Origin of the sequence: Actinoallomurus vinaceus, assembly GCF_039542055.1 — a bacterium.
Taxonomy (GTDB): Bacteria; Actinomycetota; Actinomycetes; order Streptosporangiales; family Streptosporangiaceae; genus Actinoallomurus; species Actinoallomurus vinaceus.
Window position 1 is genome coordinate 799,774 of the sequence record NZ_BAABHK010000003.1, and the last position, 23,578, is coordinate 823,351.

27 protein-coding genes are annotated in these 23,578 nt (G+C 71.1%); 12 read left to right on the forward strand and 15 right to left on the reverse strand.

The window, feature by feature from the left end; translation table 11 throughout:
* Positions 1-89 precede the first annotated feature (89 nt).
* The 4 genes from ABEA24_RS14740 to ABEA24_RS14755 all read right to left on the reverse strand — a co-directional run bounded on the left by ABEA24_RS14740 (position 90) and on the right by ABEA24_RS14755 (position 3,107).
* Complete coding sequence (locus ABEA24_RS14740; protein WP_345431337.1) at positions 90-440, reverse strand: hypothetical protein; 351 nt, start codon at positions 438-440, stop codon at positions 90-92.
* Positions 433-1,194 carry a LytR/AlgR family response regulator transcription factor gene (locus ABEA24_RS14745; RefSeq protein WP_345431338.1) on the reverse strand — a complete coding sequence of 254 codons (762 nt, stop codon included), beginning with the start codon at positions 1,192-1,194 and terminating at the stop codon, positions 433-435. Before ABEA24_RS14745 ends, ABEA24_RS14740 begins: the two co-directional genes overlap by 8 nt.
* Before the next feature lie 62 nt (positions 1,195-1,256).
* A complete protein-coding gene (locus ABEA24_RS14750) occupies positions 1,257-2,459 on the reverse strand; it encodes a histidine kinase (RefSeq protein ID WP_345431339.1) in 1,203 nt (400 codons plus the stop codon).
* Positions 2,460-2,513: 54 nt separating this feature from the next.
* A complete protein-coding gene (locus tag ABEA24_RS14755; protein ID WP_345431340.1) occupies positions 2,514-3,107 on the reverse strand; it encodes a sulfite oxidase-like oxidoreductase in 594 nt (197 codons plus the stop codon).
* 264 nt (positions 3,108-3,371) lie between these two features.
* Here ABEA24_RS14755 and aroF point away from each other — a divergent pair, with 264 nt between their 5' ends.
* From aroF to ABEA24_RS14790, 7 genes are all read left to right on the forward strand, one after another.
* Positions 3,372-4,394 (forward strand): 3-deoxy-7-phosphoheptulonate synthase, encoded by a 1,023-nt coding sequence (aroF, locus tag ABEA24_RS14760; protein WP_345431341.1) that lies wholly within the window; start codon positions 3,372-3,374, stop codon positions 4,392-4,394.
* Positions 4,395-4,708: 314 nt separating this feature from the next.
* The gene (locus tag ABEA24_RS14765) at positions 4,709-5,617 is read left to right on the forward strand and encodes an EamA family transporter (protein ID WP_345431342.1); all 909 of its coding nucleotides are present in this window, start codon (positions 4,709-4,711) and stop codon (positions 5,615-5,617) included.
* Positions 5,618-5,793: 176 nt separating this feature from the next.
* Positions 5,794-5,922: a lasso RiPP family leader peptide-containing protein gene (locus ABEA24_RS14770; RefSeq protein ID WP_345431343.1), complete on the forward strand. Its 129-nt coding sequence runs from the start codon at positions 5,794-5,796 to the stop codon at positions 5,920-5,922.
* Positions 5,923-5,930: 8 nt separating this feature from the next.
* The gene (locus ABEA24_RS14775; protein ID WP_345431344.1) at positions 5,931-7,766 is read left to right on the forward strand and encodes an asparagine synthase-related protein; all 1,836 of its coding nucleotides are present in this window, start codon (positions 5,931-5,933) and stop codon (positions 7,764-7,766) included.
* Positions 7,763-8,029: a lasso peptide biosynthesis PqqD family chaperone gene (locus ABEA24_RS14780; RefSeq protein ID WP_345431345.1), complete on the forward strand. Its 267-nt coding sequence runs from the start codon at positions 7,763-7,765 to the stop codon at positions 8,027-8,029. The genes ABEA24_RS14775 and ABEA24_RS14780 overlap by 4 nt, the downstream gene beginning before the upstream one ends.
* The gene (locus ABEA24_RS14785; protein WP_345431346.1) at positions 8,026-8,451 is read left to right on the forward strand and encodes a lasso peptide biosynthesis B2 protein; all 426 of its coding nucleotides are present in this window, start codon (positions 8,026-8,028) and stop codon (positions 8,449-8,451) included. Before ABEA24_RS14780 ends, ABEA24_RS14785 begins: the two co-directional genes overlap by 4 nt.
* A gap of 117 nt (positions 8,452-8,568) precedes the next feature.
* Positions 8,569-10,014: a sulfatase family protein gene (locus ABEA24_RS14790; protein WP_345431347.1), complete on the forward strand. Its 1,446-nt coding sequence runs from the start codon at positions 8,569-8,571 to the stop codon at positions 10,012-10,014.
* Positions 10,015-10,132: 118 nt separating this feature from the next.
* On the opposite strand, the gene ABEA24_RS14795 is transcribed toward ABEA24_RS14790, so the two are convergent.
* Positions 10,133-10,621, reverse strand: coding sequence for an ATP-binding protein (locus tag ABEA24_RS14795; protein ID WP_345431348.1), 489 nt, complete (start codon positions 10,619-10,621; stop codon positions 10,133-10,135).
* A gap of 146 nt (positions 10,622-10,767) precedes the next feature.
* Between ABEA24_RS14795 and ABEA24_RS14800 the strand changes: the two genes are divergently transcribed.
* The 3 genes from ABEA24_RS14800 to ABEA24_RS14810 are packed head-to-tail and all read left to right on the forward strand — an operon-like array spanning position 10,768 to position 11,926.
* Positions 10,768-11,613, forward strand: coding sequence for a helix-turn-helix domain-containing protein (locus ABEA24_RS14800; protein WP_345431350.1), 846 nt, complete (start codon positions 10,768-10,770; stop codon positions 11,611-11,613).
* An 8-nt stretch (positions 11,614-11,621) separates the two neighbouring features.
* On the forward strand, positions 11,622-11,738 hold the full coding sequence (locus tag ABEA24_RS14805) for a DUF397 domain-containing protein (RefSeq protein WP_345431351.1): 117 nt from the start codon (positions 11,622-11,624) through the stop codon (positions 11,736-11,738).
* Between the two features lie 59 nt (positions 11,739-11,797).
* The gene (locus tag ABEA24_RS14810) at positions 11,798-11,926 is read left to right on the forward strand and encodes a hypothetical protein (protein ID WP_345431353.1); all 129 of its coding nucleotides are present in this window, start codon (positions 11,798-11,800) and stop codon (positions 11,924-11,926) included.
* Positions 11,927-11,949: 23 nt separating this feature from the next.
* On the opposite strand, the gene thiI is transcribed toward ABEA24_RS14810, so the two are convergent.
* The 3 genes from thiI to ABEA24_RS14825 form a co-directional block, all read right to left on the reverse strand.
* Positions 11,950-13,203 carry a tRNA uracil 4-sulfurtransferase ThiI gene (thiI, locus tag ABEA24_RS14815; protein WP_345431354.1) on the reverse strand — a complete coding sequence of 418 codons (1,254 nt, stop codon included), beginning with the start codon at positions 13,201-13,203 and terminating at the stop codon, positions 11,950-11,952.
* 185 nt (positions 13,204-13,388) lie between these two features.
* Complete coding sequence (locus ABEA24_RS14820; RefSeq protein ID WP_345431355.1) at positions 13,389-14,414, reverse strand: 6-phosphofructokinase; 1,026 nt, start codon at positions 14,412-14,414, stop codon at positions 13,389-13,391.
* A gap of 134 nt (positions 14,415-14,548) precedes the next feature.
* On the reverse strand, positions 14,549-15,343 hold the full coding sequence (locus tag ABEA24_RS14825) for a lysophospholipid acyltransferase family protein (RefSeq protein ID WP_345431356.1): 795 nt from the start codon (positions 15,341-15,343) through the stop codon (positions 14,549-14,551).
* Positions 15,344-15,600: 257 nt separating this feature from the next.
* On the opposite strand from ABEA24_RS14825, the gene ABEA24_RS14830 reads away from it, so the two are divergent.
* Complete coding sequence (locus ABEA24_RS14830; RefSeq protein WP_345431358.1) at positions 15,601-16,302, forward strand: hypothetical protein; 702 nt, start codon at positions 15,601-15,603, stop codon at positions 16,300-16,302.
* Between the two features lie 192 nt (positions 16,303-16,494).
* On the opposite strand, the gene ABEA24_RS14835 is transcribed toward ABEA24_RS14830, so the two are convergent.
* The 6 genes from ABEA24_RS14835 to ABEA24_RS14860 form a co-directional block, all read right to left on the reverse strand.
* Complete coding sequence (locus tag ABEA24_RS14835) at positions 16,495-17,193, reverse strand: endonuclease/exonuclease/phosphatase family protein (protein WP_345431359.1); 699 nt, start codon at positions 17,191-17,193, stop codon at positions 16,495-16,497.
* Positions 17,194-18,141 (reverse strand): ROK family glucokinase, encoded by a 948-nt coding sequence (locus tag ABEA24_RS14840; RefSeq protein ID WP_345431360.1) that lies wholly within the window; start codon positions 18,139-18,141, stop codon positions 17,194-17,196.
* Between the two features lie 16 nt (positions 18,142-18,157).
* On the reverse strand, positions 18,158-18,508 hold the full coding sequence (locus ABEA24_RS14845; RefSeq protein ID WP_345431361.1) for a hypothetical protein: 351 nt from the start codon (positions 18,506-18,508) through the stop codon (positions 18,158-18,160).
* A 116-nt stretch (positions 18,509-18,624) separates the two neighbouring features.
* Complete coding sequence (locus ABEA24_RS14850) at positions 18,625-19,059, reverse strand: SRPBCC family protein (protein ID WP_345431362.1); 435 nt, start codon at positions 19,057-19,059, stop codon at positions 18,625-18,627.
* Positions 19,060-19,134: 75 nt separating this feature from the next.
* Positions 19,135-19,902: a metallophosphoesterase family protein gene (locus ABEA24_RS14855; RefSeq protein ID WP_345431363.1), complete on the reverse strand. Its 768-nt coding sequence runs from the start codon at positions 19,900-19,902 to the stop codon at positions 19,135-19,137.
* A 209-nt stretch (positions 19,903-20,111) separates the two neighbouring features.
* The gene (locus ABEA24_RS14860) at positions 20,112-20,798 is read right to left on the reverse strand and encodes a copper homeostasis protein CutC (RefSeq protein ID WP_345431364.1); all 687 of its coding nucleotides are present in this window, start codon (positions 20,796-20,798) and stop codon (positions 20,112-20,114) included.
* 320 nt (positions 20,799-21,118) lie between these two features.
* On the opposite strand from ABEA24_RS14860, the gene ABEA24_RS14865 reads away from it, so the two are divergent.
* Complete coding sequence (locus ABEA24_RS14865) at positions 21,119-22,879, forward strand: AMP-dependent synthetase/ligase (protein ID WP_345431365.1); 1,761 nt, start codon at positions 21,119-21,121, stop codon at positions 22,877-22,879.
* Between the two features lie 47 nt (positions 22,880-22,926).
* On the opposite strand, the gene ABEA24_RS14870 is transcribed toward ABEA24_RS14865, so the two are convergent.
* Complete coding sequence (locus tag ABEA24_RS14870) at positions 22,927-23,505, reverse strand: TetR/AcrR family transcriptional regulator (RefSeq protein ID WP_345431366.1); 579 nt, start codon at positions 23,503-23,505, stop codon at positions 22,927-22,929.
* Between the last annotated feature and the right edge of the window lie 73 nt (positions 23,506-23,578).

A 23,578-nucleotide genomic window follows, 5' to 3' on the forward strand; every position in this document is an offset into this window, starting at 1 on the left:
GTCCCACCACCTTCCGGGGGGTTCGGCGTCGGCGCAGGATCGGTCGGCGCAGGATCGGGTAACTCGTTCGGCGTCGGCGCGGGCTCGGGTCACTCGTGCCGGGCCATGGCGGCGAAGTCGCGCTCGGCACGTTCGGCGAGGCGTACGTGCCGGCGCGCGACGGCGACCCACACGACCGGGACGACCACGCACAGCACCAGCCAGGGCAGGCGCACGCCGAACAGCCGCACCCGCGACAGCGCGGGCTCCCACGCGAACAACAGCGGCAGCCCGCCGGTGAGCAGCGCGACGATCGCGCAGGTCACGGCGGCGTGCCCGGCCTGGACACGCATGAGCGCCCGGACGGGTGCCGCGTCGACGCGGCTCCGGCCACCGGTGACGCGGCTCAGGGGCCGCCTGGAGCGTCCGCGCGGGCTGGTGACGGTGACGCGTTCACTCATCTGGCGATGGGGGCCTCTGCCGGAAGCGCCTGATGAGCAGGTCGCGGACCTCCCGCGTGTGGCGGCGGCTCACCGGCAGCAGCAGGTCGCCGACCTGCACGAGCGCGCGGCCCTCGTCGAAGCGGAGCTCGGTGATGTGCCCCGCGGCGACGAGCGTCTTCCGGTGGATCCGGATGAAACCGGCGGTCCGCCAGCGCTCGGCGAGGGCGGCCAGCGGCATCCGGAGGAGATAACTGCCGTCGGCGGTGTGCAGGCGGATGTAGTCGCCCTGCGTCTCGGCGTGGGTGACGTCGGCACGGGAGATCAGGCGGGTGCGCCCCCCGAGCTCCACCGGAATCACCTCGTCCGTCTCCGGCTCGTACGGAGCGATCTCCCGGTGGACGGCCTCGTCGACGCGGCGAACGGCCTCGCCGAGACGGTCGGGGTCGATGGGCTTGAGGATGTAGTCGACGGCGCCGAACTCGAAGGCGGTGACGGCGAACTCGTCGTGGGCGGTGACGAACACGATGGCGGGCGGGTCGGCGAAACCGGCGGCGAGGCGGGCGAAGTCGAGGCCGTCGAGCGCCGGCATGCAGATGTCGAGGAACACCGCGTCGAGCCGCTCACCGCTCTTCATCATCCGTCCGATCTCGCGGAGCGCCTCGGCGGCGTCCCGGGCCGGCTTGACGTGCTCGATCCGCGGGTGTCGGCGGAGCAGGTAGGTGAGCTCCTCCAGCGCGGGGGCCTCATCATCGGCGGCGAGCACGCGAAGCATGGCAGGAGACTCCCTCTTTTACCGTCAGTATGCAACTCGTTTCACTAAGTAGTTGTTTTCTTTTACCCTGCGGCGACACCTGGGTGGCTCTTGGGCACGCGGAGGCCGACCTTCATCCCCGCTCCGACGGCCGTCTCGATGACCAGGCCGTACTCCTCCCCGTAGACCTGACGCAGGCGGTGGTCGACGTTCACCAGGCCGATGCCGCCGTGCGCCGCGTCCTCTCCCCCGTCCGCCAGGAGGGCGCGCAGCTTGCCGGGATCCATGCCGACCCCGTCGTCCTCCACGCTGATCTCCGCCTCGGCGCCCGCGTCCCGCGCCGTGATCCGTACGTGGAACCGTTCGGTCCCGTACTGCATGCCGTGCCGGATGGCGTTCTCGACGAGCGGCTGCAGGGACAGGAACGGCACCGCGACCGGCAGCACCTCCGGCGCGATCTCGACGCTGAACCGCAGCCGCTCGTCGCCGAAGCGGGCGCGCTCGAGCAGCAGGTACCGGTGGATCGACCGCAGTTCCTCGGCCAGCGTCGTGAAGTCCCGCCGGTCGCGGAACGAGTAACGCGCGAAGTCGGCGAAGTCGAGCAGCAGCTCACGGGCGCGCTCGGGATCGGTGCGGACGAACGAGGCGATCGTGGTCAGCGAGTTGTAGACGAAGTGCGGGGAGATCTGGGCGCGCAGGGCCCGCATCTCCGCCTCCTCGAGTCGCGTCTTGGAGGAGTCCAGCTCGGCCAACTCCAACTGCCCGGAGGCCCAGCGGGCGACCTCGCCGACCGTCTGCAGGCGTTCGTCCCGGACGCCCTCGCCGAAGGCGGCCAGGGTCCCGGCGACGCGCCCCTCGATGGTCAGCGGTGTGATCACCGCGACCCGCAGCGGGCAGCCGGGATCGCCGCAGGCGACCAGCGCCGGCGCCGCGACGCGCGGCCGCCCGGTGCCGAGCACCGGGGAGGCGAGCCCGAGCACCTGCCCCGCATGGGCCTCCCCGACGCCCTCCCAGGCCAGCAGCCGCTCGGTGTCGGTGACCGCGACGGCCGGAACACCGAGGAGCTCCCGCAGGTGACGAGCGGCGCGCCGCGCCGACTCCTCGCTCAGGCCGGTGCGCAGCGACGCCGACGCGAGCGAGATGGTGTGCAGAACGGCGAAGGACGACTCACCGCCCGGCACGTCGTGTCCGTCACGGCGGCGGGCCGACCCCAGCGACCATCCAGCGGCGGCCGCCATCAGGGCGGCCGTGGCGGCGAGTACGGCCTCGACCGAAATCCCCAGCATGACCACAGACGGTAATGCCACCGTCACGGAGACGCGGGTTTTTCGCCAACTCCCTCAGGCCGGGAGGTCGTCCTCCTGGTAGGAGTACCGCTGCTCGCGCCACGGATCGGCGACGTTGTGGTAGCCGCGCTCCTCCCAGAAGCCGCGGCGATCCACGGTGAGGTACTCGATGGCGCGCACCCACTTCACGCTCTTCCAGGCGTACAGGTGCGGCACGACCATCCGCAGCGGCGCCCCGTGGTCCGGAGCGAGCGGCTCGCCGTCCCGGTGGGTGGCCAGCAGCGTCGTCTCGGCGAGGAAGTCGGTCATCCGGAGATTCGCGCTGTAGCCGTACTCCGCCCACACCATGACGTGCGTGGCCTCGCCGGCCGGCGGCGCCAGCCGTACGAGGGTGGCGGTGAGGATGCCCTCCCACCCCACGTCGGGGACGGTGAACTTCGTGACGCAGTGGAAGTCGGCGGTGACCTTCGCGCGCGGCATCGCCTCGACCTCCGGCCAGGTCCACTGGTACTCCCGGCCCGCCTCGGTCGCGCCGTACACGCGCAGGTCCCAGCGCTCGGGCCGGAACTTCGGCACCGGGCCGTAGTGCAGGACGGGCCAGCCGCGCGGGACGTACTGCCCCGGCGGGAGGCGATCCTCAGGCCCCACCGCGTCCTCGACTCTTCGAATCCCCGCTCATGGTCATCGGCCATCCTGCCACCCCCCGCCGACGGTACGCGCCGAGCCCCTCCCCCACGGGCGCTCCGCGCATCGGCTAGGCTGTGCTCCGTGAGCAACGTCTTCTCCTTTACCTATGGCGGGCCCGGGACTCGGGTGGCTGCCAGGAGGACGCTGCGCTAAAAGGCAACCACTGACAGATGCCCCGGGCCCGATGGGTCCGGGGCATCTGTCGTTTCTGGGAGAGGGAGCACCATGGTCGTGGTCATGTCCGCCGAGGCGGAGGAAGCGCATATCCAGGCCGTCGTCGCGCTGGTGGAGAACGCGGGCGGCGAGGCGTTCGTCAGCCGGGGCGTCAACCGTACGATCGTCGGGCTGGTCGGCGACGTCGAGCAGTTCGGAACGCTGAACCTGCACGCCCTGCCCGGCGTCACCGACGTGGTACGGATCTCCGTCCCGTACAAGCTCGTCAGCCGGGAGAACCACCCCGACCGCTCGGTCGTCCGGGTCGGCGGGGTCCCGATCGGCCCGGGCACCATGACCCTCATCGCCGGTCCCTGCGCGGTGGAGACGCCGGAGCAGACCCTCGGGGCGGCGCGGCTGGCCCAGTCCGCGGGCGCCACCCTCCTGCGCGGGGGCGCTTTCAAGCCGCGCACCTCCCCGTACGCCTTCCAGGGGCTCGGCGAGAAGGGCCTGCGGATCCTGGCCGACGTGCGCGCCGAGACCGGCATGCCCATCGTGACCGAGGTCGTCGACGCGCGCGACGTCGAGCTCGTCGCCTCCTACGCCGACATGCTCCAGGTCGGCACCCGGAACATGCAGAACTTCGCGCTGCTGCAGGCGGTCGGCGCCGCCGGCAGGCCGGTCATGCTCAAGCGCGGCATGAACGCCACCATCGAGGAGTGGCTGATGGCGGCCGAGTACATCGCCCAGCGCGGCAACCTCGACATCGTGCTGTGCGAGCGCGGCATCCGCACGTTCGAGAAGGCCACCCGCAACACCCTGGACATCTCGGCCGTCCCGGTCGCCCAGCGCCTGTCGCACCTGCCCGTCATCGTCGACCCGTCCCACTCCGGCGGACGCCGCGACCTGGTCCTCCCGCTGACCCGCGCGGCGATCGCGGTCGGCGCCGACGGCGTCATCATCGACGTGCACCCGCACCCGGAGAGCGCCCTGTGCGACGGCCCGCAGGCCCTCGTGGACGGCGACGTACGGGAGCTGGCCGCGACCGTGCGCGACCTGCCGCCCGTGGTCGGCCGCACCCTCACCCAGGTCTGATCCGACGCCGCGCGGCGTGCCGTCCGGACCCCCGGGCGGCGCGCCGCGGGCAGGCGGACGGGTTTCACCCGACCAACCCACCCCGACCGACCTCCCGGGTCTCACCCGACCAACCCACCCCGACCGACCTCCCGGTAGTCTTTCCGGCATGGCGTACTACACCGCCCAGCTCGGGCCGCCCCGGTTCTGACCGGGGCCACCGCACGCACGCCCGGCACCGCCGGGCGCCTTCTCTGACGCCGCGCTGACGCGGCTCTTTCGGCGCGCCCCGGATTCGCGTACCCGATACGGTTCACCAATCTGGAGCGTTCTCCTTGACCACCTCTGAGGTCTCCTCCGCCGTGCCCGTACGCCGGAGGCTCGGCGGATCCGCCGACATCGTCCTGGCCGCCGCCCTGTGGGGCACGACCGGCACCGTCCGCAGCTTCGTCCATGCCGGCCCGGTCGCGGTCGGCGCCGCGCGCCTGCTCATCGGCGGCGCCTTCCTCTTCGCCGTGGCCCTGCGGAGCGGCGGCCTGCGGCCCCTGCTCGCCCGCGGCACGCGGACCCGGCTGATCCTTCTGCTGGGCGCGGTGCTCGCCGCCGTCTACCAGACGGCGTTCTTCAGCGCCGTCGCCCGTACCGGCGTGGCGACCGGCACGGTCGTCACGATCGGCAGCGGACCCGTCTTCGCCGGCCTGCTGTCCCGGCTGCTGGGCATGGGGACGCTGACCCCGCGCTGGCTGCTGTCGACGGCGGGCGCGGTCGCCGGGTGCGCGGCCCTCACCCTCGGCGGCCAGGCAGCCGGCGTGGAGCCGGTGGGCGTCGCACTGGCCCTGCTGTCCGGCTTCGGGTACGCGGCGTACGCCACCGTCGCCTCGTACCTCATCACCCGGGGCGACGACAGCCGCGCGGTGCTCGGCACGCTGTTCGGCGGATCCGGGGTGCTGCTGCTGCCGGTCCTGCTGATCGCGGGCTCCGGCTGGCTGCTCACCGGACCCGGCGCGGCGGCGGCGCTCTACCTCGGCGTGATCACGACCGGGGTGGGCTACCTGCTGTACGGCCGGGGGCTGCGGACGACGCCGGTCGCCGCGGCGACGACCCTCACCCTCGCCGAGCCGGCGGTCGCGGCGGTCCTGGGGCTGGTCGTCCTCGGCGAGCACCTCGGCGCCGTCGCCCTCGCCGGCCTGGCCCTCCTCGCCGCCAGCCTGGTCATCCTCACCCTGCCCGCCCGCTCCCGCTGAGGCGTCCAAGGGCCGTAGCGACGCACCGGTGCGGCCCTTGGATCGACGCGGGGCGTGGGGTTGGCGCCGGTGGCCGTTGCCGATCTACCGCAAAGATTGGGCAAAGGGAAGTTGATCATGCGGTCGTGGCCGGGGTAAAACCGGGGAAACGGTCCGACGAAAGGTGAAGGAGGACCATGGATCGCGTTCCTGACGAGCCGCTTCCCTACGAACCCCCGATGCTGGCCGAGGCGGGATCGTTCGCCGAACAGACGAAGGGCTCCGGAGGTCTGATCCCCGAGTACCACGGCCACATCCCCCACTGAGACCCGTCGTGAACGGTTCCGATGAGACGTGGTTCGTGGCCCTTCCCGATCGGGAGGACGCCGCGGACGCGGTGGCCGTCCTACGGCCCGAGGCCTCGCAAGAGGTGCCTCATCCCTCCGGGCGGCCGTTTCTCATCGGGAACTGGTCACCGGACGAACTTCGGCTCGCCGGTGCCGACGGCGTACAGGTGGCGGTGCTGGGGCCGTGCCGCGGCACCGCCGCCCTCCTCGCCGACCAGGTCGCCGGGACGCGTACGGTGGCCGACCTCGACCGGCCGGCCTCCGCCCTGGCGGGCAGCTTCCACCTGATCGCGAGCGTTGACGGCCGCGTCCGCGTACAGGGAACCGTCTCCGGACTCAGGAGGGTCTTCCAGACCCGTATCGGCCGGGTGACGGTGGCGGGTGACCGGTCCGACACCCTGGCCGCCCTGGCCGGCTCCGACGTCGACGAAGAACACCTGGCCCTGTATCTGCTCTATCCGTGGCTCCCCTTCGCGCTGACGGACCTGACGCCATGGCGCGGCGTACAGGGCGTAGCCGCCGACCATTACCTTCTCCTCGACGACGACGGGGCCGCCCGGACGGTCCCGTGGTGGCGGCCTCCCGAGCCGGACCTCTCTCTCGCCGAGGGCGCCGGAGTTCTGGCCGACAGACTGGCCGAGGCGGTGGCCATCCGTACGACCGGCGGTGGCATCGTCAGCGCCGACCTGTCCGGGGGCCTGGACTCGACGACGCTGTGCTTTCTGGCGGCCGATCGAGGCGTCGACCTGCTCGGAGTGACGGTCGCCACGACCGATCCGGGCAACGACGACGTGGCGTGGGCGGTACGCGCGGCCGATCGTCTGACGACGCGGGGCAGGGTGGTCCACGAGGTCATCGACCCGGGGGACGTCCCCCTGCCGTACGAGGGCATCGTCGGGGTGCCGCCCATGGACGAGCCGTTCGGCGCCTTCCGGGACATCGCCCGCTCCGACGCGGTCTGGCAGCGGATGGCCCGCCGAGGATCGCGGGTCCACCTGAGCGGCTTCGGCGGGGACGAGGTCCTGCAGTCCCCACCGGCCTACCTGCATACGCTCGCGCGCCGGCGTCCCCTCACCACCCTGTCCCACCTGCGCGGATACCGCGCCCGGTACCGATGGCCGCTCGGCGGATCGCTTCGGGCGCTCGCGGACACACGCGCGTACGGCCGATGGCTGGCAGAGGCGGCGCAGGACATCGACCGGCCGGTGTCCCTCGCCGGAGAACCGCATCGCTGGGAGCCCGCGTTCCGGCTGCCGCCCTGGGCCACCGATCAGGCCGTCGAGACGGTACGCCGCGTGATCCGCGAGGCGGCCGGAACGGCGGCGCCGCTGGCCCTCGACCGGGCCCGGCACGAAGCCCTCGTCTTCGCGCGCCAAGGCGCGAAGACGTACCGCCAGGCGGTGCGGCAGGCCCGCCGAGCCGGACTGACGCTCGCGGTGCCGTTCCTGGACGACCGGGTGCTCGAGGCGTGCCTCGCCGTGCGCATGGAGGAACGGACCGACCCTCGCCTGTACAAGCCGTTGCTGACCGAGGCGATGGCCGGGACCGTTCCGCGGGATCTCCTGGAGAGGACCACCAAGGGCCACTACGCGGTGGACGGGCACGCCGGGCTGCGCCGGTTCCGCGCTCGCTTCGCCGAACTGCTGGAGGACCCGCTGCTGGCCCGGCTCGGGCTGGTCGATGCCGAGGCGCTGCGCTCCGCCTGCCTCTCGCTCTATCCACCGACGTTGGGCCTGCCGGCGCTGGACGCGACTCTCGCCTGCGAGGTGTGGCTGCGCGCCGCCCGTACGTCACGCGACGCCGTAGTGAAAGGACGATCATGACCTTGCGACTTCGCCGGGACGTGTCCACCGCCGACACCGGCACGGGGCTCGTGCTGCTCGACCAGGCGGCGGGACGGTACTGGCAGCTCAACCCCACCGGCGCGCTGGTCCTGCGGATGCTCCTCGACGGAGTGACCGAGCCGGAGGTGGCCCGGACCCTGGCCGAGCGGCACGCGATCGAGGTCGAGCGCGCCGGAACGGACGTCACCGCCCTCGTGGAGAGCCTGCGCGCCGCCAAGGTGGTCGAGGAGGCCGCGCAGTGAGCACCCCGGTCACGGTGACCAGCGGTGGCAGGCTGCCGCTGGTCCTGCGTTCGCTGACGTTCCTGGCCGTCGGGGCCGCGCGGGTACTGGCACGGCTGCCACCGCGGCGCATCCGGGCGGTCCTCGTGGTCCTGCGGGCGGGAGCCGGGCCGGCCGACTACGACCGGGCCCGCCGGGCCCGGCACGCCGTCGTGACGACCAGCGTGCTGTGCGCGGGCGAGGGGTGCCTGCAGCGGTCGCTGGCCACGGCGCTGGTGTGCCGCGCGTACGGAGTCTGGCCCACCTGGCACGTGGGTGTCCGCACCGAACCCTTCATGGCGCACGCCTGGGTGGAGGCCGAGGGCCGTCCCGTCGACGAGCCCGACCCGCCGGGCTACTACCACTCCATCCTCAGCGTCCCGCCGCGCTCCTCCGACGAGTGACGCCTCGCCGGTCGCGCGGAGGTGACCCGACTCACACTCCCATGATCATGCCAAGCCGCTCCGATCATTTTCCAAGACTCTTACGGGAGGCTGACTGGAGTCGACGAAAGGTCTGACATGAAACGGATCCTGGCTCTGACCAGCGCGGCCTGTCTCGCCCTCAGCGCCTGTGGCGCGGCGGCCGCCGAGCGAAGTTCGCAGCAAGTCACGGCTCAGAAGAAACCCCCGCCCAACATCGTCTTCGTCCTCACCGACGACCTCGCGATGAACCTCGTCCCGTACATGCCGAACGTGCAGAAGATGCAGCAGCAGGGCACCACGTTCTCCAACTACTTCGTGACCGACTCGCTGTGCTGCCCGTCGCGGACGACGACGTTCACCGGGCGCCTCCCGCACAACACCGGCGTGTTCACGAACGGCGGCAAGGACGGCGGGTACCAGACGTTCAACGCTCGCGGGAACCAGAACCACACCTTCGCCACCGCGCTTCAGGCGGCCGGCTATCGCACCGCCATGATGGGCAAGTACCTCAACGGCTACCAGCCGACGGACCCGGTGCCGCCCGGCTGGAGCGAATGGGACGTCGCGGGCAACGGCTACCCCGAGTTCAACTACTCGCTCAACGAGAACGGCCGGGTCGTGAAGTACGGCAACAAGCCGAAGGACTACCTGACCAACGTCCTGAGCGGCAAAGGGCAGCAGTTCATCGGCCAGTCGGCCAAGGCCGGCAAGCCCTTCGTACTGGAGATCGCCACCTTCGCCCCGCACGCCCCGTACACCCCGGCCCCACAGGACAAGAACAAGTTCCCCGGCCTGAAGGCCCCGCGCGGACCGGCGTTCAACGAGGCCGACATGTCCGACAAACCGGCGTGGATCAAGAACCACAAGCGGCTCACCGCGAAGCAGATCACCACGATCGACACCGTGTTCCGCAAGCGCGCCCAGGCCGTGCAGGCCGTCGACCGGATGATCGGCAACATCCAGACCGCGCTGAAGAACAACGGCGTCGACCGTGACACCTACCTCGTCTTCAGCTCCGACAACGGCTTCCACCTCGGCGAGCACCGGCTCGCGCAGGGGAAGATGACCGCCTACGACACGGACATCCGGGTGCCGCTGGTCGTCAAGGGCCCGGGCGTCGCGGCCGGTCACCAGACGAGCACGCTCGCGCAGAACACCGACCTGTGCCCGACCTTCGAGGACCTCGCCGGGGTGAAGGTCCCCGCGGCGGTCGACGGCCGCTCCCTCGCGCCGTTCTTCAAGGCCGGGCCCGCGGCGAAGAGCCGCGACGGGGTCCTCATCGAGCATCACGGCCCCGACCACCTGGCGGGCGATCCGGACCTGCAGGCGGCCGCGAGCGGCAACCCGCCGAGCTACGAGGCGGTCCGCACCGGACACGAGGTGTACGTCGAGTACGCCGACGGGGAGCGCGAGTACTACGACCTGAGCCGCGACCCGAACGAACTCGACAACGCCGTGACCCGCGTGCCCGCGGCCCGGCTCAAGCAGCTCACCGCGCTGCTGCACCGCCTGGAGAAGTGCTCGGGCAAGACCTGCCGCTAGGCACGAGCCGCCCGTCGTTGTCCGCGCCGTCTACTCAGACGAGAAAACGCCTCGTCTGAGTAGACGGCCTTGTTCTCGTATGTAGGCCCGAGCGTTTGCAAGGTCACTTCGACCGGTTTCACGTCGGTGCTCCGATCTGCGCGGCCTCATCGGCCGTCAGGGTGATTTCGGGTGCGACGATGATGACGTGCACGGTCTTCCCGTGCTCCGTGTAAGTGACCCATCGCGCAGCGGCGCCCTGATCAACGATTGTGAGACCGCGCCCGTGCTCTGCCAGTTGGCCGCCCCGGTCAGAGCCGGGCATCGGCCGGTGGTCGGGGTCGGTGACGGCCAGATACACGTATCGCTCGGTGACTTTGAGTTCCACACGAATCGGATGCACCTCGTCCGGCCACGAGCGTAGAGCTGCGGTGGCGACGATCGCGTTGGTAACGAGCTCGCTCGCGATGAGGCCGATGTCGTAGGGGTCGTGCGGATAGCCGAACACGGCGGTGGACGCGAATCGACGAGCCTTACCGGCGTACTCAGGGCGAGCGCGAAGCGCCAGCCAGGACGACGACGGCGGCAATCCGATGCGGTCGGCGATCGCCGGACGATCAGGGACCACGGGGGACCATCTCCCTTGTCGGAAGTCTGAATGTCGAACGAGCTGTGTGCACGACCACCATGCACCTAGCATGGTGACGGCGAACATATTCGACCACAGTCGGCCACCATCTCGTAGCAATATGTAGTGATCGGGTAACCTCAGCCATGACCCAGCCCCACAGCCCCACCGTGCGCGGACGCAAGCTCGCGAGCGAACTGTGCCGCCTTCGCAAGGATGTCGGCCTCGCCGTCGAGGAGGCCGCCGCCCAGCTCGGATGGAGCCGCTTCAAGGTCAGCAGGATCGAGAAAGCCCAGACCAAGCCAACGGTCGCCGATCTTCGTACGATGCTCGACCTCTACGGCGTAGACAATGCCAACCGCGCCGCCCTCACGGAACTCCACAAGAATGCCTGGCGGCGCGGCTGGTGGACTGACTACTCCGACGTGTTCCGAGGCTCCTACGTGGCGTTGGAGGATGACGCGGCGACGATCGAGGAATGGAGCCCACAGCTGATTCCCGGGCTGCTCCAGACCGACGACTACGCCCGGGCGGTCATCCGCGCATCACTACCTGGGGATGAAACGGTGGTGCAGCGGCGAGTGCAGGCGCGCTCCGCACGCCGGATCTTGCTCGGCCGTACCGACCGGCCGGCACCAACGTTCACCGCGATCATCGATGAAGCCGCGCTACGGCGGCCGATCGGCGGCCCGGAGGTGATGCGGAGCCAGCTCCGCGTGCTACTGGATGCCGCTCGGCGACCGAACGTCAGTCTGCGCGTGCTGCCGTACACGGCTGGCGCACACCCCGGCCTCGATGGGCCGTTCATCATCCTGAGCTTCCCCGAGCAGTTGGCACCGGAAGTGGCGTACGTCGAGACGAAGGGCGGCGACATCTATGCGGAAAGCGCTGCGGACGTACGCCGGTTTAGGGTGGATTTCGGGAACATTTCAGCTGTGGCGCTGGACCCGGAGGAATCGACGGAGTTCATCGCCGCTGTGATCAAGGAGTAGTCCAGTCCGTGGTGATCCCTGAGAGCGCCGTACGCAGTCTGCCCTGGCGGAAGAGCAGCCGAAGCGGGAGCGGAAACGCGACCTGCGTCGAAGTCGCCGAACTCGACCTCAACTCGATCAAGTAGCCACAGAGCGTGAGGCCCCCGGCAACGCCGGGGGCCTCACGCGCAAGCCGTTCCCGGCGTTGCCTGGGCCTCGTCCGATCCCGCATGCCCTCGCCGCCGGCTACGACCGGGTCTTCCTCATCGCGGCCGGGCTCGGCCTGGCCATCGCGGTGGTCGGCTTCCTGTTGCCGAGGCACCGGCGCGGCTGACCCGGTGAGCCCCGGCCCTCGCGTCAGGCGGCGGGCTCGCCGTACGACGGGCGGTGCTCCTGGAGGTTGGCGGCGAGCTGCTCGGCCATCTCCCCCGCGTCGAGCCGCTTCTCGATCTGGCGCAGGTCGTCGATCTTGGCGCGGGTCTCGGCGCGGCGGGGGGTGAGCACGGTGCAGCAGTCCTCGTCGGGCAGCTCCGAGATGCTCAAGGTGTGGATCTTCCGCGCCTCGGCCATGATCTCGGTCTTGTCCATGCCGATGAGCGGGCGCAGGATCGGCAGGCTCACCGCGTCGTCGAGCGCGGTGATGTTCTGCATGGTCTGGCTGCTGACCTGGCCGAGCGAGTCGCCGGTGATCAGGGCCGCGCCGCCGAGGTTGTGCGCGACGACCTCCGCGGTCTTCAGCATCAGCCGGCGCTGCGCGATGATCTGGAGCCGGTCGGCGCCGGAGGACTTGATCTGCTGCTGCGCCTTGCCGAACGGCACGACGAACAGCCGGGAGCCGCCCTGGAACTTGTCGAGCTCGCGCACCAGGGCGTACGCCTTGTAGATCGACTCTGGGCCGGTGAACGGCATCCCGGAGAAGTGCAGGAAGTCGACCCGCAGGCCGCGGCGCATCATGCGGTACGCCGAGACGGGCGAGTCGATGCCGCCCGACATCAGCACCAGCGCCCGGCCGCTCATGCCGACCGGCAGGCCGCCCGCACCGGGCATGCCGTCGGTGAAGACGAACACCTCGCGCTGGTCGACCTCGATGAACACCGCGAGGTCCGGGTGCTTGAGGTTGACCGGCAGGTCGTAGCGCTCCTTGACCTTCGCGCCGACGAGGGTGTTGAGGTCGGAGGAGGTGATCGGGAAGCGCTTGTCGCGGCGGCGCGCCCGGATGGCGAACGCGCCCTTGCGGGCGAGGGCGGGGTGCTGGGCGACCAGATCGAGGGCCGCCTGGACGGTCGCGTCGACGTCCTTGGCCACCCGCCAGGCGCGGTGCACCCACACGATGCCCATCACGTCGGTGAGCCGCCGGGCCACGGCGTCGACGTCGGCCAGCTCGCCGCTCTCGGCGCGGACGACGATGACGCCTTCGCGCTGCCAGATCTGGATCTTGATGCCGAGCCCCTTGACGGCGGCGCGGATGTTGTTCTGCAGCCGCCGCTCGAACAGCTCGCGGTTCTTACCCTTGAGGACGATCTCGCCCAGTTTGAGGAGAACGCAGGGCTCACCGGCGACGGCGGGCCGCTCGGCGTTCTGGGGCTGCGTCGCGGTTTCGAGCGTGGGCATGCGTCCTACCTCCAACGGACACTGACGGGTGCCCCTCAAGTGTCGCGCACGATGGCGACTACCCGTACCATCCCGGGCGGCACATGCCGCTCTTCCCCGGCGGTGACGCGAACCGGCCCGTGGCATGACGCGCGCCACGGGCCGATGATCACGTCCGTACGGGACCGGGTCGCCCCGGCCTCCGATCAGCCGAAGAAGACCTCGGCCTCTTCGTACCGCTGGACCGGGACGGTCTTGAGCTGGTCGGTGGCCGCGCTCAGGTCGACCCGGGCGATCTCGGTGCCCTGCAGGCCGACCATCTTGCCGAACGCGCCGTCGTGCACCGCGTCGATCGCGTGCACGCCGAACCGGGTGGCCAGCACCCGGTCGAACGCGGTCGGGGTGCCGCCGCGCTGGATGTGCCCGAGGACGGTCGTACGGGCCTCCTTGCCGGTGCGCTTCTCGATCTCGGCGGCGAGGCGCTCACCGATGCCGCCGAGGCGCACGTGACCGAAGGCGTCGAGCTCCTGCGTCTGCGTGTCCATCTGGCCGTCGACCGGGTGGGCGCCCTCGGCGACCACGATGATCGGGGCGTAGCGCGTCTTGAAACGGCTCTCGACGTAGCCGCAGACCTTCTCGATGTCGAACGGCTTCTCCGGGATGAGGATGACGTTCGCGCCCGCCGCCATGCCGGCGTGCAGCGCGATCCAGCCCGCGTGCCGGCCCATGACCTCACAGATCAGCGCGCGGTGGTGCGACTCGGCCGTGGTGTGCAGCCGGTCGATGGCCTCCATCGCGATGTTCACCGCGGTGTCGAACCCGAACGTGTAGTCGGTGGCGTTGAGGTCGTTGTCGATCGTCTTGGGGACGCCGACGACCTTCACCCCCTTGTCGTACAGCTGGCGCGCCACGCCGAGGGTGTCCTCCCCGCCGATGGCGATGAGCGCGTCGACGCCCAGCCCGGCGAGGTTGTCCTTGATCCGCTCGACGCCGCCCTCGATCTTGATCGGATTCGTCCGGGACGAGCCGAGGATGGTGCCGCCGCGCGGCAGGATGCCGCGCACCGCCTGCACGTCGAGCGGCCGGGTGTCGCCCTCGAGCGGACCACGCCAGCCGTCGCGGAAGCCGACGAACTCGTATCCGTAGACCTGGATGCCCTTGCGGACCACGGCGCGGATGACGGCGTTCAGGCCGGGGCAGTCACCGCCACCGGTCAGCACTCCGACACGCATGCCCAACTCCTCTTTGTAACCCTGGGTTCACCCGACCAGACTAGTGGCGCGGGTAGGACGTATTCGAAGCGGCGCGTCCTCAGGACACGACCATCCCGATTGGTCTAGACCATATCGGATAGAGAGGGCCCTGATCAGCCCTTCAGGGGCCTTACTCTCGTCACTCTCCCCTGGGGAAGGTCTCCGGAGCCCGTCTCACGCTCCACCGTACGGCCTGGGCCGTCCTCCGCCTTCACGGTCTCGTCCTTCTCGGCCGTCAGGTCCTTCTTGACGTCGGAGGCGTACCGGTCGACGTACTCCTGGCCCGACAGCCGCATGATGGCGTACATGATCTCGTCGGTGACCGCGCGCAGCACAACCCTGTCGTGCGCCATGCCGTAGTACCGGGAGAAGTCGAGGGGCTCGCCGAACCGCACCTCCGGCCGCGGGCGCAGACGGGGCAGCGTCCGCCCGGAGGGCATCAGCTCGAACGTGTTGATCATGGCCATCGGGACGACCGGCGCACGCGACTCCAGGGCGAGCCGGGCCACCCCGGTCTTGCCACGGTAGAGCCGGTCGTCCGGCGCGCGCGTCCCCTCCGGGTAGATGCCGAGCAGCCTGCCCTCCCCCAGGACGCGGAGGCCGGTCCGCAGCGCGGCCTCGCTCGCCCGGCCACCCGTACGGTCGATGGGCACCTGCCCGACGCCCCGGAAGAACATCCGGCTGATGAGGCCCTTCACGCCGGTTCCGGTGAAGTACTCCGCCTTCGCCAGGAAGGTGACCTTGCGGGGCAGCGGCAGGGGCCCGAAGAAGTGGTCGGCGAACGACAGATGGTTGCCGACCAGGATCGCGGGGCCACGGCGCGGCACGTTACGCGTCCCCTGTGCCCGTGGTCGCCAGACCAGGTACAGGATGGGACCCAAGATCGCCTTGACGACCCAGTAGAACAACGTCCCGCCTTCCCCTACCCCCTGCCGTTAACCCGTCCGTGGGATGATAATCATCTTCCCATCTCAGGCCGGACACACCCACATCCACACACGGCACGTTTTCGTCATTGCACGGCGCGGGGGCCGTAGGCTCATCTTGAAGCGTCGGGCGACGGCAGTTCGAGGGGAGGCGCCATGGCGTTGACGCCGTACGTCCGGTCGCGCACGACCGACGTGCCGCACGACGGCCTGGCCATGATGCGACGGGAGACCGGGGTATGAGTCGGCGCGGCAACGGGCTCACGGCGGACTCCTACATTCCACTGGCCGACCTGGCTCCACAGCTCGCCGACGCGATGCTGGCCGCGCTCCGGGAGGCGGGCATCGCCGCCTACGCGGCGCCGGCGCCGGGCACGACCGGCGGCTACCTCGACGTGCGGCTGCCCGAGGAGCCCACCGACCGGCTGTACGCCGACGCGGCGGCCAAGCAGGCCGCCGAGGACATCCTCGAACGACGCCTCCCCGAGTTGCGCGCGGACTACGCCGCCTCACGCGACGAGGACGAGATCTTCGCCGAGATCGTGGCGGGCTTCGACCGGCCCGCGGACGGCGACGAGGTGCCCTGGCCCGCCGAGGAGAACATCGACGAGGGGCCCGAGGAGGCCGGTGGCGGGCCCGGTGACGAAGCCGGGCCGGAGCGCACCGTGACGGCCCGGGTCGTCAAACCCGCCTCCGAGGACGAGGAAGAGCATTTCATCCCCCCTCCCCCGCCGCCGCTGCCGAAGGCGGACCCGATGACCAAGTTCGCGTGGATCGCGCTGCTGGGCGGGCCGCTGTACCTGGTGCTGTCGGTGTTCCTCGGCTGGGCGGTCCCGAGCTGGGCGGCGTTCGCCGCGGTCGCGGCCTTCATCGGCGGCTTCGTCGCACTTGTCCTCCGCATGGGCGACGACCCTCCGGACGACGACGGCGCCGTGGTCTGATTCCGCCGGCCTCCGCGTCCGCTCACCGCGCGTGAGCGGGCGCGCTCGTCTGTACCGAGGAGCCGGGAGCAGCGACCAGACGAGGAAGGACGGCGCGTTGGGCGGCCGCGAACCGCGCCGGCGAGCCTTCAGACACGAGGGAAGACGGCGCGTTGGGCGGCCGCGAACCGCGCTCGCGCCGGCGAGCGCCGTTTACAGGCGGAGTTCGGCGAGGACGGGGCGGTGGTCGGTGGCGGCCGGGTAGTCGGCGAGCAGGTCGGGGTCGTCCGGCACGCCGCAGCGGAGGACCTCGATGCCCTCGTCGGCGAAGACGCCGTCGATGCGGCGGCTCGGGTTCGCCGCGCTGTAGGTCTCCGGCAGCCCGTACGGCGCGGTCGCGCCCGCGTCCTGGAAGCGCCCGGCGAGGAGGTCCCAGGCGGGGCCGCCCGGCTGTTCGTTGATGTCCCCGGCGACGACGACGGGCGCGCCGGTCTCCGCGCGGACCCGGTCGAGCTCGTCGGCGACCTCCTCCGCGTGCCGGCGGCGCGGCTCGGTGGCGAGGTCGAGGTGGACGCTGGCGGCGAGCAGGCGGACGCCGCGGATCTCGAACAGGCCGAGCGCGAGCCCGCGGCGGTGCAGGCCGGGCACGGGCGACAGCAGGCGGTGCCGCCCGTTCGCGTTCGTGGCCCGAGGCCCGGCGTACAGCTGCAGCCCGGCGGCCCGTTTGAGCACGACCGGGACCAGCGCCGCGCGCCGGGCGAGCCAGATCCGTCTCCGCCGCCAGAACAGGAAGCGCGGAGCCTCCTGCACGCAGAGGATGTCCGGCCGCAGGCGCCGGACGACGCGCACCAGCGCCGCCCGGTCGTCCCGCATCGACCGGATGTTGTAGCTGACCAGTCGAACGGTCGCCATCTACCGGGAACGGGCGAGGTCGGCGGCGCCGACGATGCCGGCGTCCGGGCCGAGCTCGGCGATCCTGATGTCGGCGAAGGGCCGGTGGCCCCGGCCGGTCAGGGCGTTCTCGAACGCGGCGCGTGCCGGCTCGAGCAGCAGGTCGCCCGCCTCCGACAGGCCGCCGCCGATGACGAACGCCCCGGGGTCGAGGATGGCGGCCAGGTCGGCCAGGCCCTGCCCCACCCAGCGGGCGACGCTGCGGAAGCACTCCAGCGCCGCGCTGTCGCCCTCGCGCGCCGCCTCGGTGATCTCCGGGCCGCTGATGCCCTCGGGACTGCCGTTGCCGAGCTCGAGGAGCCGGCCGGCGAGCGCCGGGGACACCCGGGCGAGCTCCCGGGCCTCGGCGACCAGGGCGTTGCCGGAGGCGTACTGCTCCCAGCAGCCGCGGTTGCCGCAGCCGCAGCGCCGGCCGTCGGGGACGACGCGGTAGTGCCCGAACTCGGCGCCGATGCCGAACCGGCCGCGGTAGAGCTCGCCGCCGAGGATCAGGCCGCCGCCGATGCCCGTGCCGAGGGTGATGAGGACCATGTGCTCCTCGCCCCGGCCGGCGCCGAACTTCGCCTCGCCCCAAGCGGTGGCGTTCGCGTCGTTCTCGACGACGACGGGCAGGCCGACCTCGCCCTCGACCTTCTTCTTGATGGGCTCGTCGCGCCAGGCCAGGTTGGGCGCGAACAGCACGGTGGACCGGCTCTCGTCCACGAACCCGGCCGCGCCGAGGCCCACCGCCTCGACCTCGCCGAAGCGCGCCTTGAGAATGTCGACGACCTCCGCGATCACGCGGGCCGTCTCGTGCGGGCTGGTGGACGGCGTCGGGCGCCGTACCTTCTCCAGAATCCGCCCATGGTCGTCGACCACACCGGCGGCGACCTTCGTACCGCCGACATCAACACCAATGGTCAGCGTCATGGACGCTTCTCCTCCGTCAACCCGTCGCCGTGCCGGCGCCCGCCGGGTCGTCGCCCGCCGCCTGGGGGCGCGGCCGCGTGCGCTCGAACCCTGCCATCGCCTCGCGGACCGCCGAGTAGAGCTGCTCACCCGCCGCCATCACGTGGGAGAGGACCTCCGGGCCCGACTCCCGGGACGCCGCGATCGCACGGCACACCGGGCAGTAGCGGCACTCCGCCGCTCCCGTCGCGATGTGGTCGCCCCAGGCCTCGCTGGTCGCCTCACTCCACACGTCGCCCTTGGGGGCGCCGCCCGCGTTGAACCTCCGGCGGAGCGTGTCGGCGAGACGCACGGCCTCGAAGAGCACGGATGCTGGCTGCTCACTCATTGGTCATCATCTACCTATCGTTCGGCGTGAAACCGTACCGCCCCGCGGCGTATGCCCGCGCCATGGGGTGCCCGCGCCGGTCGCGGCCTCGCCCATCGTCGGATCCCGTCGCATGGCTATTCCTCGACGCGTCGCCGGAGCCCCTTGAGGGCCGTCTCGATGATGCGCTTCTCCGCCTTCCGCTTGACCATGCCGATCATGGGCACGCGCACGTCGACGGCCAGCTCGTACGTCACCTCGGTCTCGCCGCCGTGTTCGGCGAGCCGGTAGGCGCCGGTCATGCCGGTCAACATCGTGCCGCGCTCCGCGAGGTGCCAGTGCACCGCCTCGTCGTCGTCCCAGTCGTAGGCCAGGACGTAGGTGTCCTTGATCGGTCCGGCCTCCAGCGTGATCCGCACCTGTTCGGCGCGGCCGTCGTCTCCGGTGGTGACGACCTCGGCCGCGGTGATTCCTTCCGCCCATTCAGGGTATTCCGCAAAATCGGCGATAACCGCCATGATCTCCGGCTTTCCAGCCTTGATCGCGATACTGGAGCTCGTACGGTCCGCCATCGGCGTTTCCCTCTTTCAAGCTGGTTATCGGGCGGAAATGGGCGCGGCGTCACTGCCTTGAGCGGAGCGTAGCGGCTACCACTCGAGAACGTAGGGAACCCCCCGCGCGCGGAAGTGTCCGACGTTCACGCATTCTGTACGGCCGATGCGCGTCCGGGGGACGAGCGGCTGGTGGACGTGCCCGAACAGCACGTACTTCGGCCGGGTCTCGTGGATCATGCGCAGGACCGCCTCGCTCCCGCGTTCGAAACGCCGCGCGACCGTGTCGTACAGCAGTTCGGGCACGGCGGGCGGAATGTGGCAGCACAGCACGTCGACCTCGCCGACCGCGGCGACCTTGGCCGCGAAGACGTCGTCGTCGAGCTCGTACGGGGTGCGGTACTCGGTGCGCAGTCCGCCGCCGACGAAGCCGAAGCGCAGGCCGCCGATCTCGACCGTCTCTCCGTCGAGCACCCGCTGGCCGGCCCGCAGGCTCTCCGGCCACAGGCGGGGGATGTCGACGTTCCCGTAGGTGAGGTACGCCGGCGTGGGCATCGCGCCGAACAGCTCCTTGTACTGCCGGCGCACCGCGGCCTCGATGTACGGCCCGGCGTCGCCCTCCAGCGTCGCCCACATCGACCGGGAGAACGCCCGTGCCTCCTCGAAGCGCTTCTGGGTGCGCAGTTCGATGAAGGTCTCGGCGTGCTCCTCGCCGAACAGCTCGGCGAAGATGCCCTTGCCGTGGTCCTCGTAGTCGATGAACAGGATCAGATCGCCGAGACAGATGAACGCGTCGGCCCCGTCACCGGCCCGGGCGAGCGCGTCGGCCCGTCCGTGCACGTCGCTCACCACATGAACCCGCATGCGCCAACTTTAAGACCTGCCGGCCGCACGGCCGTGGCCACCGCCCGGCGCCAAGGCCCGGCGTCCGCCCGGCCCGCAGGCCGTACGGCACGCGGCCGGCCGCTCCGCGACAGAGGACAGCGCTCACCCGACCCGCCGGCCGCACGGCCGTGCCCACCGCCCGGCGCCAGGGCCCAGCGTCCGCCTGTCCCGCAGGCAGGTGGCCCGGCTCAGGGCTCGGCGGCGGCGTCGACGAGGGTGCGCCATTCGCGGACGCGGGCGGCGTCGACGGGCGCCTGTCCCGCGGCGGCCGGACGTACGGCGTCCCCGACCTGGAAGGCGCGCACCCCGGCCGCCGCGAGAGCCGCGACATGCCTGCGCCGCAGGCCGCCCCCCACGAGCATGAGCCGCGCTTCGCAGGCGGCCCTGCGTACCAGCGCGTCGATCCCGGGCTCGACGCCGCCCGCCGCTCCGGCGCACAGGACGGAGTCGAGGCCGCGCAGCACACGGATCGCGCGCCAGGCGGCCTCGGGGTCCACGGTGTGGTCGATCGCTCGGTGGAACGTCCACGGCAGCGGCAGGACGGCGTCGGCGAGCCGCGCGGCCGCGGACAGGTCAACGGTCCCGTCGGCGTGGAGGAAGCCGAACACGAAGCCGTTCGCCCCGGCGGACGCGTGCGCGCAGGCGGCCCGGCAGAGCCGGTCGAGCTCCGGCTCGGTCGTGCGGAAGCCGCTCTTGGCCCGGAGCATCACCCGGATCGGGAGCGATGTCGTCTTGCGCATCGCGGCGACCGTCTTCGGATCGGGCGACAATCCGCCGGACTGCCGCTCGGCGACGGCCACGATCCGGTCGGCGCCTCCCGCCTCGGCCTCCTCGGCGTCCACCTCGTTCATCGCGACCACCTCGAGCAGCGCCATCGTCTCCCCCCGGGTTCGGCCCCGCGACCACCGCGGCCGACGCGTATTCTGGCCCCGCCCGGCCCGCACCGCCTCCGACCTGGCCCGCCTTTGGCGTTTCCCGGCGATCCCGTTACCGGACCCGGCTCCGGGCCGGGGCCGCCGCGCGCTTCGCGCCGAGCACGCCCAGGCGACGAGAAGGGGAACGGCGATCAACGGACTCGTTCACGCGTGGTAAGAAGAAATGCGAGACGTGTCACGCGTCGAAGGCTACCGATCAGTATGTGGAAGCGGTAGCGTCCGTGCGACCGATGGCCGCCGCACTCAGCTGAGGAGTAGTCGTGCGTGAGTACAGCGTTCCCGCGAAGGTGACGATCGTCGACTCGGCGAACCTCACCGGCACGCTCTTCTCGCGGGCCGCCGAGGAGCCGAATCGCGTCGTCCTCCGCCGCAAGGACGGCGCGGGATGGCGGGACGTCACCGCCCGGGAGTTCGCCGACGAGGTCGCCGGCGTCGCCAAGGGGCTGATCGCCGCCGGCGTCGAGCCGGGCGACCGCGTCGCCATCATGTCCCGCACCCGGTACGAGTGGACCATCGCCGACTACGCCATCTGGACCGCCGGCGGCATCGCCGTGCCGATCTACGAGACGTCCTCGGCGTCGCAGGTCGAGTGGATCCTCGGTGACTCCGGCGCCAAGGCGGTCTTCGTCGAGGCCGACGACCACGAGAAGGCGGTCGAGAGCGTCCGGGAGCGGCTGCCCGAGCTGGCGCACGTCTGGCGGATCGACGCCCTGCCGACCGGCGAGGGCTCCGACGAGGACCTGGCGGAGCGGCGCGAGTCGCGGGCCGCCGCCGACCTGGCGACGATCATCTACACCTCGGGCACCACCGGCCGCCCCAAGGGCTGCGAGCTCACCCACGGCAACCTCCTCGCGACGGCGCGGAACGTCGCCGAGGGCGCGCTCACGGAGGTCTTCGGCATCCACGACGGCTCGACGCTGCTGTTCCTCCCGCTCGCCCATGTCTTCGCGCGCCTCATCGAGGTCGGTTTCGTCGAGACCGGGCTCATCCTCGGCCACACCCCCGACGTGACGAACATCGTCGACGACCTGGGGTCCTTCCAGCCGACGTTCCTGCTCGCGGTGCCGCGCGTGTTCGAGAAGGTCTACATCGGCGCCGAGCAGAAGGCCATCGCCGACGGCAAGGGCCGCATCTTCCGCATCGCGGCCGACACCGCGATCGCCTACAGCCGGGCCGAGTCCCCCGGCCTCGGGCTGCGGCTCAAGCACGCCCTGTTCGACCGGCTCGTGTACGGCAAGCTGCGCGCCGCGGTCGGCGGTCACGTCACCCACGCGGTGTCGGGCGGCGCGGCGCTCGGCGAGCGGCTCGGCCACTTCTTCGACGGCGTCGGCATCAGCATCCTCGAGGGGTACGGCCTGACGGAGACGACCGCCCCGATCGCGGTCAACATGCCCGGCGGCAACCGCATCGGCACGGTCGGCAAGCCGATCCCCGGCACCACGGTCCGCATCGCCGACGACGGGGAGGTCCTCGCCAAGGGGCCGAACGTCTTCGTCGGCTACTGGCACAACGAAGAGGCGTCCAAGCAGTGCCTGGAGGACGGCTGGTTCCACACCGGCGACGTGGGTGAGCTCGACGGCGACGGCTACCTGAAGATCACGGGCCGGAAGAAGGAGATCATCGTCACGACCGCCGGGAAGAACGTCGCGCCCGCGCCGCTGGAGGACCGCCTGCGCGCCCACCCGCTGGTCAGCCAGTGCCTGGTGGTCGGGGACGGCCGGAAGTTCATCGGCTGTCTCGTCACCCTCGACCCCGAGGCGCTGGAGCAGTGGAAGCAGCAGCACGGCAAGACGTCGCTGTCGATCGCCGAGGCGGTCAAGGACCCGGACGTGATCAAGGAGATCGACGCGGCGGTGGCCGACGCCAACAGCACGGTCTCCCACGCGGAGGCCATCAAGAAGTACCGCCTTCTCGACGTCGACTTCACGCAGGAGTCCGGGCACCTCACCCCGACGCTCAAGGTCAAGCGGAACCTCGTCGAGCGGGACTTCGCCGCCGAGATCGAGGCGCTCTACGCCTGACCGGCGACCCGATGGCCCGGGCGTGAGCCGACCGCCCGGGCCGACGCTCAGACCGGCGTCTTCCGTGTGACCGCGGACCGCGCGAAGTCGATCAGGTGGGCGCGCATGGCGTCCTTGTCGTCGGCGTCCGGCCCCAGGATGAGCCGCGCCATCTGCGGCACCGCGTTGGGCCAGGTGGCCATGCCGCAGATCGTCAGGAGCGTGCGCCCGACGTCGACCGACGGCTCGGCGCCGAGACCGGTCGCGAGGCGCTCCAGCTTCGCGCGGTAGTGCTCGCGCCGTCCCTCCTCGAATTCGCGCTGCTCGCCGTACTGGAGCGCCTCCCACAGCAGGAGGCGCAGCAGGTCCGGGTGGGCGCGGTGGTAGTCGTACATGCGCGCGACGTAGTCGCCGACGTCGTCGACGTCCTGGGCGACCATCTCGACGACCTCGTCCAGGACCGTGCCCATGACGGCGTCGAACAGCTTCTCCTTGTTGCCGAAGTGGCCGTAGATGCGTTCCTTGTTCACGCCGGCGCGCTCGGCGATGCGGTCGACGCGGGCCCCGGCGATGCCGTAGGCCGCGAACTCGGCTCGCGCGGCCTTGAGCAGGGCTTCTTTCGTGGAGGCGGCGGTGTCTCTCGGCATGCCCCGAGCCTACCCGATCAGCCCACCCAACTGGTTGGTTGACATCCAACTGGTTGGTTGGCTACGGTTCCGG